This window comes from Ensifer sp. LBL, from assembly GCF_050435225.1.
In the GTDB taxonomy this organism is placed as follows: domain Bacteria; phylum Pseudomonadota; class Alphaproteobacteria; order Rhizobiales; family Rhizobiaceae; genus Ensifer.
In genome coordinates this window covers 533636-548994 of record NZ_JBNDJY010000005.1, presented here as the reverse complement: position 1 = coordinate 548994, position 15359 = coordinate 533636, and the positions used below count along the sequence as shown (strand labels likewise).

The 15359-nt window shown below is 62.9% G+C and carries 16 protein-coding genes; 3 read left to right on the top strand and 13 right to left on the bottom strand.

Going from position 1 to position 15359, the window contains the following annotated elements:
* Positions 1-9 precede the first annotated feature (9 nt).
* The 4 genes from OKW20_RS22510 to OKW20_RS22495 are packed head-to-tail and all read right to left on the bottom strand — an operon-like array spanning position 10 to position 3512.
* Positions 10-300: a MurR/RpiR family transcriptional regulator gene (locus tag OKW20_RS22510; protein ID WP_429175527.1), complete on the bottom strand. Its 291-nt coding sequence runs from the start codon at positions 298-300 to the stop codon at positions 10-12.
* A gap of 2 nt (positions 301-302) precedes the next feature.
* Positions 303-2003, bottom strand: a complete 1701-nt coding sequence (locus OKW20_RS22505; RefSeq protein WP_429175525.1) for a metallophosphoesterase family protein — start codon at positions 2001-2003, stop codon at positions 303-305.
* The gene (locus OKW20_RS22500) at positions 1996-2616 is read right to left on the bottom strand and encodes a dual specificity protein phosphatase family protein (RefSeq protein ID WP_429175523.1); all 621 of its coding nucleotides are present in this window, start codon (positions 2614-2616) and stop codon (positions 1996-1998) included. The genes OKW20_RS22505 and OKW20_RS22500 overlap by 8 nt, the downstream gene beginning before the upstream one ends.
* Before the next feature lie 56 nt (positions 2617-2672).
* Positions 2673-3512, bottom strand: a complete 840-nt coding sequence (locus OKW20_RS22495) for an inositol monophosphatase family protein (RefSeq protein ID WP_429175521.1) — start codon at positions 3510-3512, stop codon at positions 2673-2675.
* A gap of 202 nt (positions 3513-3714) precedes the next feature.
* On the opposite strand from OKW20_RS22495, the gene OKW20_RS22490 reads away from it, so the two are divergent.
* From OKW20_RS22490 to OKW20_RS22480, 3 genes are all read left to right on the top strand, one after another.
* Positions 3715-5028 carry an MFS transporter gene (locus tag OKW20_RS22490; protein WP_429175518.1) on the top strand — a complete coding sequence of 438 codons (1314 nt, stop codon included), beginning with the start codon at positions 3715-3717 and terminating at the stop codon, positions 5026-5028.
* Between the two features lie 666 nt (positions 5029-5694).
* Positions 5695-7278 (top strand): Na+/H+ antiporter, encoded by a 1584-nt coding sequence (locus OKW20_RS22485; RefSeq protein WP_043619353.1) that lies wholly within the window; start codon positions 5695-5697, stop codon positions 7276-7278.
* A gap of 92 nt (positions 7279-7370) precedes the next feature.
* Positions 7371-7877 carry an NUDIX hydrolase gene (locus OKW20_RS22480; protein WP_429175516.1) on the top strand — a complete coding sequence of 169 codons (507 nt, stop codon included), beginning with the start codon at positions 7371-7373 and terminating at the stop codon, positions 7875-7877.
* 18 nt (positions 7878-7895) lie between these two features.
* Here the strand turns inward: OKW20_RS22480 and OKW20_RS22475 are convergent, their stop codons facing one another.
* The 9 genes from OKW20_RS22475 to OKW20_RS22435 all read right to left on the bottom strand — a co-directional run bounded on the left by OKW20_RS22475 (position 7896) and on the right by OKW20_RS22435 (position 15355).
* Complete coding sequence (locus OKW20_RS22475; RefSeq protein ID WP_043619473.1) at positions 7896-8144, bottom strand: WGR domain-containing protein; 249 nt, start codon at positions 8142-8144, stop codon at positions 7896-7898.
* A 201-nt stretch (positions 8145-8345) separates the two neighbouring features.
* Complete coding sequence (locus tag OKW20_RS22470; protein ID WP_429175513.1) at positions 8346-9623, bottom strand: L-fuconate dehydratase; 1278 nt, start codon at positions 9621-9623, stop codon at positions 8346-8348.
* A 19-nt stretch (positions 9624-9642) separates the two neighbouring features.
* Complete coding sequence (locus OKW20_RS22465) at positions 9643-10488, bottom strand: fumarylacetoacetate hydrolase family protein (RefSeq protein ID WP_427345990.1); 846 nt, start codon at positions 10486-10488, stop codon at positions 9643-9645.
* 27 nt (positions 10489-10515) lie between these two features.
* The gene (locus OKW20_RS22460) at positions 10516-11250 is read right to left on the bottom strand and encodes an SDR family oxidoreductase (RefSeq protein WP_429175510.1); all 735 of its coding nucleotides are present in this window, start codon (positions 11248-11250) and stop codon (positions 10516-10518) included.
* A gap of 10 nt (positions 11251-11260) precedes the next feature.
* Positions 11261-11707 (bottom strand): MaoC/PaaZ C-terminal domain-containing protein, encoded by a 447-nt coding sequence (locus tag OKW20_RS22455; protein WP_043619367.1) that lies wholly within the window; start codon positions 11705-11707, stop codon positions 11261-11263.
* Position 11708: 1 nt separating this feature from the next.
* Positions 11709-12788, bottom strand: coding sequence for a Gfo/Idh/MocA family protein (locus OKW20_RS22450; RefSeq protein WP_429175507.1), 1080 nt, complete (start codon positions 12786-12788; stop codon positions 11709-11711).
* On the bottom strand, positions 12781-13131 hold the full coding sequence (locus OKW20_RS22445) for an L-rhamnose mutarotase (RefSeq protein ID WP_043619371.1): 351 nt from the start codon (positions 13129-13131) through the stop codon (positions 12781-12783). The genes OKW20_RS22450 and OKW20_RS22445 overlap by 8 nt, the downstream gene beginning before the upstream one ends.
* A gap of 12 nt (positions 13132-13143) precedes the next feature.
* Positions 13144-14256: a mandelate racemase/muconate lactonizing enzyme family protein gene (locus OKW20_RS22440; protein WP_429175504.1), complete on the bottom strand. Its 1113-nt coding sequence runs from the start codon at positions 14254-14256 to the stop codon at positions 13144-13146.
* 1 nt (position 14257) lies between these two features.
* The gene (locus tag OKW20_RS22435) at positions 14258-15355 is read right to left on the bottom strand and encodes an ABC transporter ATP-binding protein (RefSeq protein ID WP_429175501.1); all 1098 of its coding nucleotides are present in this window, start codon (positions 15353-15355) and stop codon (positions 14258-14260) included.
* Between the last annotated feature and the right edge of the window lie 4 nt (positions 15356-15359).

Sequence of the window (15359 nt, the reverse complement as noted above, 5' to 3'; positions counted from 1 at the left end):
CAATGCTGATTACTGCCGGCCGCGCAGCAACTCCGCTCGAAAGAGCTGCTGAAAGGAAGCATAGGTGTCAAAGCCGAGGTCGCTGACGAGCCGCATGACCGTCGTCGTCGAAACGCCACTGCGCACCGCCACTTCCCGTGCGCTTGAAAAAGCGACGTCGTACGGATGGGCAAGCACGAATTTGGCCACTTCCAGACGGCCACCCTTCAGGTGGCGCCGGCCCAGGCGGCAAGATTCCCGCAACTCGATGAAGGTCGCTGGCGGCGCGGAGGAAGTGGCCGTGGAGAGCGACTGGTCCATGGTCAGGCAGCCTCTTCCGTGTCGGAATTGTTTTCGGTGCGGATGCGCAGGCTTCCCGCTTCGGCACGATCGAGGAAGGCGTCGAAGGCCCCGAAGAAGACGGCGAGGAAGCCTGATGTCGATCCGTCCCAGCCGGTCGCGGGCGGGCGACCGAAGTGTCTGGCGAGCAGACGATAAAGCGCGCGGCGCGGCTGAGCGATCTTGTCGAGTGCCAGCACGCCGGCCTGGCGCAGGCAGTACCAATCGGCGATCACCTCGATCATGTCGAGGCGGCCGGCGTCCTCAGGGATAGCGATCAATTCTTGCACGGAGGCGTTCGTCGTTTCGCTGGCGTCGAGCATCAACTTGCAGACGGCAGCGACCGAAAGCCCGGATATTTCTTGGACGACCTTGGCGGGCCATTCCTTCGGAAAATAGCGATGCTGGACCAGGGCGCGCTTGTGTGCCTTCAGGAAGGAGCCGTAGTCCGCTGCGGCAAAGGCTGGATCCGCATCATCGCCGGCGCGCGCCGCCTCGCGACGATAGGCGCGCAGCACGCGTTGGTCGACGGTCATGTCTGACAGTTCAACGGTCTCGATGGACGACGCCGATCGAGACGGTTCGACGATCTTGAAGGCTGGTGGAAAGGCCACGAGCGACGGAACGGCGACATTGATGAGCGAGCGGCTGCCGCGCGCGCGACGCGTTACGCCTTCGACATGCAGGTGCCCGCTAAAATGCAGCGTCATGCCGGCGGTGATCAGTGCATCTGCGACCGCCTGCTGCGGCGTCCGGCGGGCGATGTTGGTCTCGCCGAAAAGAACGCTTTCGGCTCCGGTTGCGCCGTCGAAGGGGTCGAGCACCGGATAATGCGAGAACGCGAGCAACGTCTTTCCGAGTTTCGCTGCGCGCGCGGACACGTCGGCAATCCAGTCGATGATGAATGGCTTCAGCCTGATAAGCGCGTTCCAGCCCGCGCCGGTGCTGTCGACGAAAGCGGTTTCATCGCCTTCTTCAAAGTGGCCGTCGCGCGGTTCGAAGATGTTGGCGTCGATCATCAGCAGCCAGAGACCTGGCTCCGGCTCAACGAGATAGGAGGCATCCATCAGCCGGTAGCAATTGCGATCGTCCGGAGACGAGACCGGATAGAGCCGATCCTCGGCGCGATCTGAAGCGCCGAACGGGGTTTCCCAATGGAGATAGTCCGGCCGTCGGAAGTAGCCATGACCAGCCATGGGGGCGAGGCCCGCCGGGTATCCCTCGCAATACATCCGCGGCGTCGCGTAGCTGCCGGGGCCTGCCTTTCCTGCGTCGCTGGTGACGAAGACCCTGGCGTCGTTCCGGTCGAGAAATTGCTTGGTGTGGTGCCGCCCCTTGGGTCCGAAGATGTCGTGGTTGCCCGGAAGCGCATAAAAGCGCGTGCCATAGGTGCTCTCGTGCCCATCGAGAATGGTGCGCAGGCGCGCCGTTGTCTGCCTTTGCCCATCATCGGTGTAGTCGCCCAAAAGGACGACATGACGGATGCCGCGGCGCGCGACCTCCGCAAGCGCCTTGTCCAGGGCCTTGGCGCTTTCGTTGAAGACGCGGGTGGATTCGCGCGTGTCGGTCCAGCTTCTGACGGTCAGTTTCTCGCTGTTGATCTCCATCCGCGGGAATTCGAAGTCGGCCTCAAGATCATGGAAATGGGCGTCGGCGATGACCGCGATCCGCGGCAAATCAGACATTGGCCTTCCCCTCCAGGCGGGAGGCTTCGATGAGGTCGATCCAGGCCGAAGCGCGGCGCGCTGCTTCATAGAGCATCGGCTTCGGCGTCTCGAACCATTCATCCGGCCGCAGTTCTCGATGCTCGCGGATATGGGCGACTGCTGCGTCGAGTGTCGGAAACCGATGCGGCTGCTGCTTGTGCAGGAACAGCGCCACCAGCGATACGGAGCGGCTGCGCCCGCCGCGGCAATTGACGAGGATGTTTCCGCCATCGGCAAAGGGATAGGTTGCGCGCTTCGGCATCGTCTGGCGCAGCGCACCGTCGAGAATGTAGTAGGCGCCGAGCATCATCGTGTCGGGGCTGCCGTCACCATCGATCATGCCGAGCTTGTAATAGCGGATGGCCGCATAGCCGCTTGCGCAAAGGTCATCATTGATGCTGACCTCTTCTTCGCGCACGAGGTTGATGTCCAGGTTGATCGCGCAATTGACGACAATGGAGATCCCGTGACGCTTGAGCAGGTCGAGGTCACGCGCGCCATCACTGCCGCCGATGTAGAGATCGGCGCTGTGCGGTCCAAGCTCGCTGGCGATGAGACTGATAGCGGGCCGGGTATAGACCGGTGCGTCCATTGGATTTCCTCTTTCCTATGCGAACGGGTGGTAGGCGTCGTCAGGCTACCGCGGTTTCAGGCCAGCTGGAGCTCGGCGGCTTGTTCGCTTGCCTGCACCGGGATGCCTGAAGCCACACTCACGCCGCCGGCGATCGCCGGCGTCGATGCAAGCACCGGCCCGCCTTCGAGCAGGCTGCCGATCTCCATGAAGGGACAGACCGTGCCGCCCGCCTCGGCAACGAGCAACAGTCCGGCAAGGCAATCCCACGAGTTCATGTGCAGTTCGACATAGGCATCCGAGCGACCATCGGCGACATAGGCGAGCGCCAGAGCTCCCGAAGCGCCGCGCCGCACATTGGCGCCCTTCTCCAGCATCTGCCGCATCGTCTCCAGATAGGTCTCGTCCGGTACCCGCCGCGACCAGCCCATTTCGACCGAAGCGGCATCGAAGGTCGCCGTCGACGAGACCGTGATCGCTTTATCGTTGAGGGTTGCACCTTCTCCCCGGCGGCAGAAGTAGAGTTCGTCGTGGGCCGGATTGTAGATTGCACCGATCTCCGCCTGCCCGTGCTCGACATAGGTTATGGAGATGCAGAAGTGCGGGATCCCGCGCGCAAAATTCGCCGTTCCGTCGACGGGATCGACGACCCAGACGCGATCGGCGATGATGCCGCCACCCTCCTCGCCGAGGAAGGCATCGGCCGGAAAATGAGTGGCAATCGCGTCGCGAATATGGGCCTCGGAGGCCGCATCGGTTTCCGTCAGGAAATCCTGTGGGCCTTTCAGGGAATAACCACGCTCGGCGCTTGCCTTGAAACCCTCGAGCACCAGGGCGCCGGCAGAGCGGATGACATCCCGACACAACAGGGCCCGTCCGGAAAGGTCGTTCGAATAGCGCGGCTTGTGATCGTTCATCGGCGAAGCTCCATTGCACACGCGTGCATATTTGCACGCGTGTGCATGCCGTGCAAGTCGAAAATGCCGGTCCGTGCCAGGCGCCCGTAAGATTGATCGGTCGTCGCGGCCGCACTCAGGTGGGCATCTGCGGCATTTCTGCAATATCCAAGCAGACGCGGCCGACGTAGTGTCCACGCGTCGAATCTCAAGGCAGGGTCGAATGACGACGATCACGATACAGGAAGCGCTCGACCGGGCGGGCGCGGGCCCCTATCAGCGGCGCCTGATGGGCATATTCGGCCTGGTCTGGACGGCCGATGCCATGCAGGTACTCGCCGTCGGGTTCACCGCCGCCTCCATTGCCGCGACATTCGGCCTGACGGTTCCCCAGGCGCTGCAGACGGGCACGCTGTTTTTCCTGGGCATGCTGATCGGCGCCGTCGGCTTCGGCAAGCTTGCCGACCGGATCGGTCGCCGGCGGGTCCTGATCGTAACCGTTGCCTGCGACGCGGTCTTCGGCATTCTGTCGATCTTTGCTCCGAATTTCGCAGTCCTGCTTGTCCTGCGATTCCTCACTGGCGCTGCTGTCGGCGGCACACTTCCCGTCGATTATGCGATGATGTCGGAGTTCCTGCCCGCGCGCAGCCGCGGGCGATGGCTGGTGATGCTCGAGGGCTTCTGGGCTGTCGGCACGCTGATCGTCGCTTTGGCGGCATGGCTTATCGCTCTTGCCGGCCTTGCGGACGGATGGCGCTATATCTTCGCCGTCACGGCCGTTCCGGCAGTCATTGGCGTGGGGCTTCGCTTCCTCGTGCCGGAATCGCCGCTTTACCTGTTGCGCTCGGGCAAGGCGGAGGCGGCCAGGGCGACCGTCGATCGCATGCTGGCGGTCAACGGTCGGCCCCAACTCGAGCCGACCGTTTCGATCGCCTTGCCCGCGGCGACCGCCGATATCGGCATCTTTTCGAAGGACTTGCGTCGGCGCAGCCTCCTGATCCTTTCGGTCTGGTTCCTCGTCTCGGTCTCCTACTATGGGGTCTTTACCTGGATGCCGCCGCGGCTTGCCGGCGAAGGCTTCGGCTTCGTGCGCGGCTACGGCTTCCTCGTACTCATCGCTCTGGCGCAGATCCCGGGCTATGCCCTTGCCGCCTACGGCGTCGAGACGTGGGGACGGCGCCCGACGCTGGTCGGTTTTTGCTTGCTGTCTGCCCTCAGTTGCCTGTTGTTTGTCGTGGCGGATGCGGCCTTCGTCGTTGCCGCTGCGCTCCTGATCATGAGCTTTGCGCTGCTCGGCACCTGGGGCGCACTCTATGCCTATACGCCGGAACTCTATCCGACCGCCTCGCGCGCGACCGGCATGGGGGCAGCCGGCGGCATGGCCCGGCTCGGCGGCCTGCTTGCGCCATCGCTCATCGGCTTGCTGGTGGCGAAGGGCTTCGGCCTGGCGATCGGCACCTTTGCGGGCTTGCTGCTTGTGGCGGCGATCGCCGCTTCGATGATCGATGCGGAAACCCGCGAGGTGTCGCTGTCCTGATGCGGTGCATTTTTTTCAGGGGCAGTTAGTCACTGTTGGGAAAACGGAACTGCGTTTCAAGGCGTTAGCCCCTCCCTTGCCTGTGAACAACCTGTGGACCGGCTGCGGACAACGCTCGAAGTGCTGCCGTCCGCTGTTCGATCGTAAAAGCGGTCGTAGAATAGCTGTGCGGTCAAGCTCACGACCGTTAGTGTAGCAACTATCTCATCGGGGCCGGCACGTGCCGGTCCCGATTGTCTGCCAGGACGGATGTTCTTGGCGGCGTCCCCTCCCCCCCACACACAGAACGCCTTTTTTGGCGCCGTTTGGCAGTTCAGACTGACGACCGCGCTGCACGTCTTCCGTTTATGCATAGCTGCATTGCACAATAAATGTTTTCCAGCTGGTCAAAAATCAGGCATAAAGCACACAGCTGATGCACATGGCGGGTCTCCTCCCAGTCCGCCGCAGCAGCTGTTCCCCTCTGGAGGTTTTTTGACCTTCACACCTTTATGGGCCGCGGTCTTCCGCTGGCCCTTTTTTCTTGCCCGAACGACGCTGCGCGGCCAGGCACTCCGCGCCCCAAATCTGCTGACGCTTCGTGCGCCATCCGACGCAGCAATTGCGTTTCGGCAAAAAACTGCTCTGTAATAAAGCCGACCGTCATATCGCTGGAGGCTACGGCTGGTGGAACCGACACATTTGTTCGAGTTGGTGATCGGCATGTTCGTGGCGATCATCGCGCTGCATTATGTCGCCGACCGCTTGGCGCTGCCGCCCTCGGTGGCACTTTTGACCGGAGGAGCTCTGCTTGCCTTTGTCCCCGGCCTGCCGACGATCGAGGTCGACCCCGAGCTCGTGCTCGTCATCTTCCTGCCGCCCCTGCTCATGGACGGCGCCTGGACGATCGCTCTCGGTCGCCTGCGGCGCCATTCGATCGGCATCGCTTCGCTTGCGGTTGGGGCCGTGTTTTTCACCTGCGCCATCGTGGCAATGACGACGCATCTGCTCTTCCCAGCGCTGCCGCTTGCGGCCTGCGCCGCACTCGGTGCGATCGTCGCGCCACCGGATGCCGTATCGGCCCGTGCCGTCCTTCAACGCGTGCGGCTGCCGCGGCGGCTACAAATCCTGCTTGAAGGCGAAAGCTTGCTCAACGACGCAAGCGGCCTCGTGCTTTTTCGCTTCGCCGTCGCCGCCGGTGTCACCGGGGCGTTCAGTGCGGGCGAGGCCGTGGGTAACTTCTTCCTGCTGGCGATCGGCGGCGCCCTTGTCGGCATCGTGATCGGTACGGGCTGGGTCCAGCTTGCGCGTCGGCTTGGCGACGAATACCTGATCATCGCCGCGACGGTGCTGCTTTCCTGGACCTCCTATCTCGTCGGGGAGTTCCTGCACGTCTCCGGGGTCATCGCGACCGTAACCACGGGCCTCATCGCAAGCTGGCATCAGCACACGGTGCTGTCCGCCGCGACCCGCATGCGGGGAACATCGTTCTGGGAGGTGATTGTCTTTCTGATGGAAGCCGCCGTCTTCATCCTGATCGGTCTGTCGCTTCGCGGCGTCGTCGAGCGCGGCGGCGGCTTCGAGACGGTCGCGGCAACCCTAGCGTGGCCCATCGTCGTCATCCTCGTCGCGCTCACCCTTGCACGTTTCGTCTGGGTGTTCGGCTCAGATCTCGTGATCCGGCTCGGAAATGCGCTCGGGGTCAAGCGTTACAGGCCGGTGGGCGCGCGTGGCGCGACCGTGCTTTCCTGGGCCGGCGTTCGCGGCGTGGTGACGCTCGCGCTTGCGCTGAGCGTGCCCGAGGGTTTCCCCGGCCGGGACTTCATCCTGGTGACCTCCTTTGCCGTGATCCTTGGAACAGTGTTGATCCAGGGAACGACGCTCGGGCGCGTGATTGCCTGGGCGAGGCTCGTCGAGCCTTCGTCTGAAAAGGCGCCCCTCACCTTGAGCCAGGCCGAGGCGGCGATGGCCCAGGCGCAGCTCGTCACCATTCAAAGCCGCGCCTATGACACGGCGGGCAATCTCATCCATCCGCAATTGCTCGACCGCTATCAGCGCCGCGCGGTTTCGATCGTCGACTATGCCGCACGCACCGAGCATTACACGCCGATCCTCCACGCCCATTTCGATGTCGTGCTTGAAGCGGTCGCGACCGGGCGGCGCGAACTCATCCGGCTTCATCGCGCCGGCGAAATCGACGATGAGACGCTGCACGAACTGGAGCGGGATCTCGACCTTGAGGAGTTGAGCGCAATATCTGCCAAGGCGTGAGCCTCCGGACGACCATTTCTTTCCATTTTCTCCTTTGACCTGCGGGGCGGATGTCCTAGATGTCCGCCAATTGGCGCCAAGTATCGAGGAGCTTGAGAGCGATCAAAAAGTCAAAGGCGCCGAAATCACCGAAACCGAAGACGCTGTTGCAGAAGCTGGCTGCCTCGCCCGAGAAACTGTTCTCGGGTTCGTTTCGCCAGCAATGCGCAGCGCTTTGCTATCGCTTCGCGCCTGACGGCGCGATCGAGATCCTTCTGGTGACGTCGCGCGACAGCGGTCGTTGGCTTATTCCAAAGGGTTGGCCGATGAAACAGAAGGAAGCGCACGAGGCCGCAGCGATCGAAGCTCTGCAGGAGGCCGGTGTTCGCGGGAAAGTGCGCAAGAAGCCGATCGGCAGCTACACCTATTTGAAGATGCTCGACGACGGCGACGTGGTGCCCTGTATCGTCGATATCTTCCAGATCGAAGTGACCAAGCTGGCGGAGAAATACAAGGAGAAAGGCGAGCGTTTGCTCGCCTGGGTGAGCCCCGATGAAGCGGCACGGCGCGTCCGCGAAATCGAGCTCAAATCGCTTCTGGTCGACTTCAAGCCGCGGTGAGGTCGTCCTCGGGCCTGATCATGTCCGCGGACGATAGCCGCGCTGCCGTTTGCTGCGCGTCAGATCGAGGAAGAGTTTGACCGCCTCCTCCTCCCGCGCGAAATGGTGCACCATCATCTGTCCGTGACTTCCGATCCGTCCCCAGCGCCGCGTCAGGCAGGCCTCGCCCAGAAGGGACATGGAGATCTGCATGGAGTAGTAGCGCGCCATGTTTCTGGCCGCATCCCTTCGCTCGACATAGATCTGATAGGGTTGAACGATCGTCATGCGCGAAGATTCGGCGATCGGCGCGCAGAGGTCCAACGAGAGTTTTGAATCGATCAGGGGTGACCGATTCATTTTGGTGATCTGTCACGATCCTCGACGCGATGGGCAAGCGGCTGACGGGCGCGCCGCTAAAGGCCACCCAGACAAGCAAAGGCCGGAGCGGCAGGTACCGTTCCGGCCTTCGAAAATCTGAAGCCTTGGTTAGCCGGCGAACGTGTAGTCCGCGATCGACTGCGGTTTCATCTCGATCGAGAAACCCGGCCGCTGTGGCGGCATATACGCGGCGTTCTCGATGACGCAGGGATCGAGGAAGTGTTCGTGCAGATGGTCGACATATTCGATGACGCGACCATCCTTCGTGCCGGAAACCGCCAGATAGTCGATCATCGACAGATGCTGGACATATTCGCACAAGCCCACGCCACCGGCATGCGGCCAGACCGGCAGTTCGTATTTCGCCGCAACGAGCAGCACCGCCAAAACCTCGTTGAGGCCGCCCATGCGGCACGAGTCGATCTGGACGATGTCGATCGCGCCCTCCGCAATGAACTGCTTGAACATGATGCGGTTCTGGCACATCTCGCCGGTCGCGACCTTCACCGGCCTGATCGCTTCGCGGATCTTGCGGTGACCGGCGACATCGTCGGGGCTGGTCGGCTCTTCGATGAAGAAGGGCTTGGCAAAAGCGAGCTGCTTGACCCAGTCGATCGCCTCGCCGACCTCCCAGACCTGGTTGGCGTCGATCATCAGGTAGCGGTCCGGGCCGATCACCTCGCGCGCGATCGTCAGTCGCCGGATGTCGTCGGCAAGATCGCGGCCGACCTTCATCTTGATATGGTTGAAGCCTTCGTCGATCGCCTCTTGGGCGAGTCGTCGGAGCTTGTCGTCGTCATAACCGAGCCAGCCGGCCGACGTCGTGTAGCAGGCGTAGCCCTCCTTCTCGAGCGTCGCAATGCGCGCGGCCTTGCCGGGTTCGGCCTTCTTGAGGATCGCGACCGCTTCGTCACGGGTCAAAACATCCGTCATGTAGCGGTAGTCGACGATGTCGGCGATCTCTTCCGGCGACATCTCGGCGACAAGCCGCCAGACGGGTTTTCCCGCTTCCTTGGCAAGCAGGTCCCAAACGGCGTTGACGACGGCGCCGGTCGCCAGGTGCATCGCGCCCTTTTCCGGACCGATCCAGCGCAGCTGGCTGTCGCTGGTCAGGTGCCGCCAGAAACGACCGGGATGGGCGAGGATGTCTGCCGTATCCTGGCCAACGATCAGGTGCCGCATGGCCTTGATCGCCATGCAGCAGATGTCGTTGCCGCGGCCGATGGTAAAGGTGAGACCATGGCCAGCAACGCCCTCCCTGTCGGTATCGAGGATGACATAGGCCGCGGAATAGTCCGGGTCCGGGTTCATCGCATCGGAACCGTCGAGGCTCTGCGAAGTGGGAAAGCGCAGGTCGAAGACGCGCAGGTCAGTGATGCGGGTCATGGTCACTCCAGTCTGTGTATCAATCGTCCGCGCGAACGGACTGCTTCTGGCTGCCGAGGCCCTCGATGCCGAGTTCGACGACGTCGCCGGCTTTCAGATAACGCGGCGGTTTCATGCCCATGCCGACGCCGGGCGGGGTGCCGGTGGAGATGATGTCGCCCGGCTGCAACGACATGAACTGCGACAGGTACGAAACGAGGTAGGCGACGCCATAGACCATGGTCTTCGACGAGCCGTTCTGCATGGTCTCGCCATTGACCTTCAGCCACATCGGCAGGTTCTGCGGATCCGGGACCTCGTCCTTGGTCACGAGCCAGGGGCCTGTCGGGCCGAAGGTGTCGCAGGACTTGCCCTTGGTCCACTGGCCCTGGCGCTCGATCTGGAAGGCGCGTTCGGAGACGTCGTGCACGGTGCAATAACCGGCGACGTAGTCGAGGGCTTCGGCCTCGGTGACGTACTTCGCCTTGCGGCCGATGACGACGCCGAGTTCCACTTCCCAGTCGGTCTTCTCCGAGCCACGCGGGATGACCAGATCGTCGTTCGGACCGACGATCGCCGACGTTGCCTTCATGAAGATGATCGGCTCGGAGGGAACCGTGGCGCCGGTCTCGGCGGCATGGTCGGAATAGTTGAGACCGATGCAAATGAACTTGCCGGTGCCGGCGACGCAGGGGCCGAGGCGCTGGTTGCCGTCGACAACAGGCAGGCCGGCGAGATCGAGCGCCTTCAGTTCGGCGAGCTTGTCGGGGTCGAGTGCGGCGCCGGAGAAATCGGCGACGTGGCCCGAGAGGTCGCGCAAGGTGCCGCTCGCATCGAGGATGCCCGGCTTTTCCTGACCCGGGAGGCCGTAACGAAGAAGTTTCATTGGTCTGCTTCCTGCTTCTGTGTGTTGTCAGATGGTCCAGCCGCCATCGATGGCATAGGCTTGGCCGGTCGTATAGGTGGCGCCCGCGAGGTGGACGGCAAGGTCGGCGATCTCTTCCGGCGTGCCGAGGCGGCCCATCGGCTGGCGGGCGATGAAGGCGGCCCGCGCCGTTTCATAGTCGCCCTGGGCGCGCATGCGGTCCTGCAGGGACGGGCTTTCGACTGTACCGGGGCAGATGGCGTTGCAACGGATGCCCTGAGATACGTAATCGGCAGCGACGGCCTTCGTGAGACCGATGACGGCCGCCTTGGTGACGCCATAGGCGAAGCGGTTCGGCACACCCTTGATGCTGGAAGCGACCGAGGCCATGTTGATGATCGCGCCATCCTTGCGCGCAAGCATGCCCGGCAGCACCGCACGGATGGTGCGGATCATCGCCTTGACGTTGAGGTCGAGGGCGAATTCCAGATCGCTGTCCTTCATCTCCAGGATCGAGCCGGCATGGACGAACCCGGCGCAGTTGAAGAGGACATCGACGGCGCCGATCTTGGCGACCAGTGCTTCGACGGCTTGCGTGTCCAGCACGTCCAGCCGGTGCGTCTCGACATCGGCTTCCTTGGCGAGCGCGGCAAGCGCATCCGCATTGATATCCGTCGCATGTACTTTCGCGCCGGCCTTTGCGAAGGCCAAGGCCGAAGCGCGGCCGATGCCTTGGGCAGCAGCCGTAATCAGGACGACCTTGCCTTTAAGATCCGCTGTCATTTTCGATCCCTCATGCTTTGCGTTCGACGACCAGGATATGGTCGGCGGCGAGAACGACCTCGCCACGCTGGTTGATAACTTCACACCGTTCCACGACGCGCCCCGCCTTCGGCCGCTTCGGATCGTCCTCCTTGGCGGAAATCGTGACGCGGGTCCGGATCGTATCGCCGATATGAACCGGACGCACGAAGCGCAGACGATCATAGCCGTAGGAAAAGGCAACCGGATTGATCAGCGATGCCGTGAGCCCGACGCCAATTGAAAAGATCATGGTGCCGTGGGCGATGCGCTGGCCGCCCGGAAGGGTCTTGGCGAACTCGGCGTCCATATGGTGCGGAAAGAAATCACCGGTATGGCCTGCATGGACGACAAAGTCGGTCTCGGTGATCGTCCGGCCCGTCGTCAGCCGCTCATGGCCGAGTTCATAGTCTTCGAAATGGATGATCTGCTCTGACATCTCAGCGTCCCGGGAGCGGTGCGATCGCCGTTGCCGGCGTGGCACTCGATTGATAGGCGGCCTCGACCAGGGCCATCGTCTGCCAGGCGTCCTCGACCGAGCCGATCAATTCCTGGTCCTCGCCTGTCGCAAAGCGCTGCAGGTTGGCCATGCGGTTGACGAAGGCGTCGGGGAACCAGGCGCCTTCGAGCGGAACGGAAACCCACTCGCTGCCATCGGCGGGCCTGATCCAAAGCTCGTCCGGCTCGCCCTTGGGATAGTCGAGATTGACGCCGAGCTTCACATAGGCAGCACCCGACGTACCCGAGATGCGGAACTCGCAGGCCTGGAACTTGCGGCCGAAATCATGGTCGTGATTGACCGAAAGCACGCAGCGCACGCGATCACCATAATCGAGGATCGCAGCCGTGCGGGTCTGGGCGACCTCGTGGTTCGGATGGCCGATCGTCTTGGCATGAACGCCTTGAGGATTGCCGAGCAGGCCGCGCACGAGATCCAGGTAGTGGATCGAGTGCATGGCGATCTCGATGCGCGGCAGGCCCTTCAAGAAAGGCCACAGGCCCCACGGGGTCGCAAGTGCCAACCAGGCGTCGAAATCGACGACCTCGCCGAGGTAGCCCTTGGCGATGGCATCCTTCAGCGCCAGCATCATCGGCGCGAAGCGAAGCTGGAAATTGACGGCAGCCTTGAGCTTGCGCGTGCGGCAGATTTCGAGGATGGCAGTCGCAGCTTTGAGATCCGAGCCCATCGGCTTCTGGATGAGGGCAGCGCCGCCGACCGGAAGCTTCGCAAGAATGCTGGCATGGGCCGCTGGCGGGGTCGCCAGATCGAAGATCGCATCGGCGACGGCAAGCGCATCCTCTTCCCGTTCGAAAGCGGGAATGCCCCAGGCGTCGGCAAGCTTTGCGGCCTTCTCCCGGTCGGGGTCATAGAGGCCCGCAACCGGGAAACCGGCCTGGCGATAGGCCGGCAGATGGGCGTCGCCGACGATGCTGCCGGCGCCGAAGATCACGATTGGCCGGGGCTTTTCCGGTTTCGGCCACCACTGCCTGAGCGTGGCCGGATCGAAGTTGTCAGCCATTGCTGTTGACCTTGCCGTCGTGATGGAAGACTTCTTCCATCATCGCCCACCACTCGCCTTCTTTCCTCGTTTCAAGCGGCTTCTGGCAGGGCATGCAGACCGACCACCATTCCTGGTTCTTCGGGTGTGCCGCCATCTTCGCCATGTCCGCCTTAAAATCCGAACCGACATACTCCCAGTACCCGAAGAGCAGGTTTTCCGGCTCCTTGAGGAAGATCGAATAGTTGGTGACGTTGCACTCGGAAATCAGCGCGAGGATCTCCGGCCAGACGGCGGCGTGCAGGGCCTTGTATTCTGCGATCTTCGAGGCCTCGAGGCCGATCACCATTCCCATCCGTTGCATCTCGAATGCCTCCTAGCCACGAAACTCGCGAGTAAACTCGTCGATCGAGCGGGCGCGCACGGCATCCCAGTCCCAGGAAATCCCGATGCCTGGCTCGGACGGCGCTAGCGCGCGGCCGTCGCGGATCTCCATGCCCTTGGTCGTCAGGTCGTCGAGCTGCGGAATGTACTCGACATATTTGCCGTTGGGCACGGCGCAGACGAGGCTGACATGCAGTTCCATCAGGAAGTGCGGGCAGACCGGAATGTCGAAGGCCTCGGCCGCATGCGCCACCTTCAGCCACGGCGTGATGCCGCCGATGCGGGCAACATCGACCTGCACGATCGAGCAGGCGCCCTTCTGCATGTATTCGCGGAAGTGGCGGATCGAATACATGGATTCACCGACGGCGATCGGCGTCGGCGTCGAGCGCGTCAGCCGGATATGGCCGTCGAGATCGTCGGCCGGAAGCGGCTCCTCGATCCAGGCGAGGTCGAGCTCCTTCAGCCGCGACGCCCGGCGGATCGCTTCGTCGACGGTGAAACCCTGATTGCAATCGGTCATGATCTCGAAGCCGTCGCCGAGCGCCTTTCGCATCGCCGACAGACGCTCGTAATCCTCCGAACCGTGCGGCTTGCCGATCTTCACCTTCGAGCCGGAAAAGCCGTTGGCCTTGGCTTGGAGCGCGTCTTCGACCAGCGCTTCCTTTTCGATGTGTAGCCAGCCGCCCTCGGTGGTGTAGAGGGGGCAGCTTTCCTTGGCGCCGCCGGCGAGCTTCCAGAGCGGCAGCTTCTGCTTTTTGGCCCGCAGGTCCCAGAGCGCCGTATCGACGGCGGCAAGCGCCAGCGCCGTAATCGCACCGATGGTCGTTGCGTGGGTGGCAAACTCCATCTTGTGCCAGATCGCCTCGATGCAATCGGCATCTTCGCCGATCAGGATCGGAACGAGGTGATCGGACAATAGCCGCATCACCGACGAGCCGCCGGTGCCGATCGTGTAGCTGTAACCGGTGCCCGTCGCGCCGTCGCTGTCGGTGATGGTGACGATCGGCGTTTCCTGGCTGACGAAGCTCTGGATCGCATCGGTCCGCTTCACCTTCGGCGGCAGGTCGACCATGCGCAGTTCGATTTTCTCAATTCTTGCCATGTCAGCCTTCCAGAGCCTTGCCGGTATCGATGTCGAAGAGATGGGCGCGGGAGAGATCGAAGCTCATGCGCACCTTTTCACCTGATGTGAGCGGGCGCGGATTGAGCATGCGCGAGACCCAGTCGCGGCCGTTGAACTGGATGAAGACCAGCGTCTCGTTGCCGAGCGGTTCGGTGATCGACACCGGCAACTCGATCTCGTGCACGGCTGACGGATCGCCGGCATGCAGGCCATGGCCGCTCGGATAGATGTCGTCGGGCCTCAAGCCGAACGTGACCTTCTGGCCCGGGCGCAGTGTCTTGGCAAAGCGCGACGGGATCGGCAGCCGCGCGCCGCTCGCAAAGGTGAGCGCGCCATTGTCGACGATCGCCTCGTCCATGTTCATCGGCGGCGAGCCGATGAAGCCGGCGACGAACTTGGTGGCAGGACGCTGGAACACCTCTTCGGGTGAGCCGACCTGTTCGATATAGCCGTCGCGCATGATGACGATGCGGTCCGACAAGGTCATCGCCTCGACCTGGTCGTGGGTGACGTAGATCATCGTCGCCTGCATGCGGGCGTGCAGCTTCTTGATCTCGGTGCGCACCTGCGTCCTGAGCTTGGCGTCGAGATTGGACAGCGGCTCGTCGAACAGGAAGACATCCGGCTGGCGCACGATGGCGCGGCCCATGGCAACACGCTGGCGCTGGCCGCCGGAAAGCTGCGACGGGCGGCGTTCGAGCAGATGGCTGAGATCGAGGATGGCTGCCGCTTCGTCGACACGCGTCTTGATCTCATCGGCCGAGCGCCCGGCGATCTTCAGGGAAAAGCCCATGTTTTCAGCGACCGTCATATGCGGATAGAGCGCATAGGACTGGAAGACCATAGAGATATTGCGCGCCCGCGGCGGCAGGTCGTTGACCTTCTTTCCGCCGATTTCGATCGCGCCGTCGCTGACGTCTTCGAGGCCGGCGATCATGCGCAGCGTCGTCGACTTGCCGCAGCCGGACGGGCCGACGAGCGCGATGAACTCGCGGTCCTTCACTTCGAGGTCGATGCCGTGGACGACCTCGAGCGCGCCGTAGCGCTTGACCAGTTTCCTGAGTGTGACAGGAGCCATGAAC

Bases quoted from the DNA above. Each gene is read 5' to 3' on its own strand.
- OKW20_RS22510 (WP_429175527.1), bottom strand. From the start codon at position 300: ATGGACCAGTCGCTCTCCACGGCCACTTCCTCCGCGCCGCCAGCGACC.
- OKW20_RS22505 (WP_429175525.1), bottom strand. From the start codon at position 2,003: ATGTCTGATTTGCCGCGGATCGCGGTCATCGCCGACGCCCATTTCCAT.
- OKW20_RS22500 (WP_429175523.1), bottom strand. From the start codon at position 2,616: ATGGACGCACCGGTCTATACCCGGCCCGCTATCAGTCTCATCGCCAGC.
- OKW20_RS22495 (WP_429175521.1), bottom strand. From the start codon at position 3,512: ATGAACGATCACAAGCCGCGCTATTCGAACGACCTTTCCGGACGGGCC.
- OKW20_RS22490 (WP_429175518.1), top strand. From the start codon at position 3,715: ATGACGACGATCACGATACAGGAAGCGCTCGACCGGGCGGGCGCGGGC.
- OKW20_RS22475 (WP_043619473.1), bottom strand. From the start codon at position 8,144: ATGACGATCGTTCAACCCTATCAGATCTATGTCGAGCGAAGGGATGCG.
- OKW20_RS22470 (WP_429175513.1), bottom strand. From the start codon at position 9,623: ATGACCCGCATCACTGACCTGCGCGTCTTCGACCTGCGCTTTCCCACT.
- OKW20_RS22465 (WP_427345990.1), bottom strand. From the start codon at position 10,488: ATGAAACTTCTTCGTTACGGCCTCCCGGGTCAGGAAAAGCCGGGCATC.
- OKW20_RS22460 (WP_429175510.1), bottom strand. From the start codon at position 11,250: ATGACAGCGGATCTTAAAGGCAAGGTCGTCCTGATTACGGCTGCTGCC.
- OKW20_RS22455 (WP_043619367.1), bottom strand. From the start codon at position 11,707: ATGTCAGAGCAGATCATCCATTTCGAAGACTATGAACTCGGCCATGAG.
- OKW20_RS22450 (WP_429175507.1), bottom strand. From the start codon at position 12,788: ATGGCTGACAACTTCGATCCGGCCACGCTCAGGCAGTGGTGGCCGAAA.
- OKW20_RS22445 (WP_043619371.1), bottom strand. From the start codon at position 13,131: ATGCAACGGATGGGAATGGTGATCGGCCTCGAGGCCTCGAAGATCGCA.
- OKW20_RS22440 (WP_429175504.1), bottom strand. From the start codon at position 14,256: ATGGCAAGAATTGAGAAAATCGAACTGCGCATGGTCGACCTGCCGCCG.
- OKW20_RS22435 (WP_429175501.1), bottom strand. From the start codon at position 15,355: ATGGCTCCTGTCACACTCAGGAAACTGGTCAAGCGCTACGGCGCGCTC.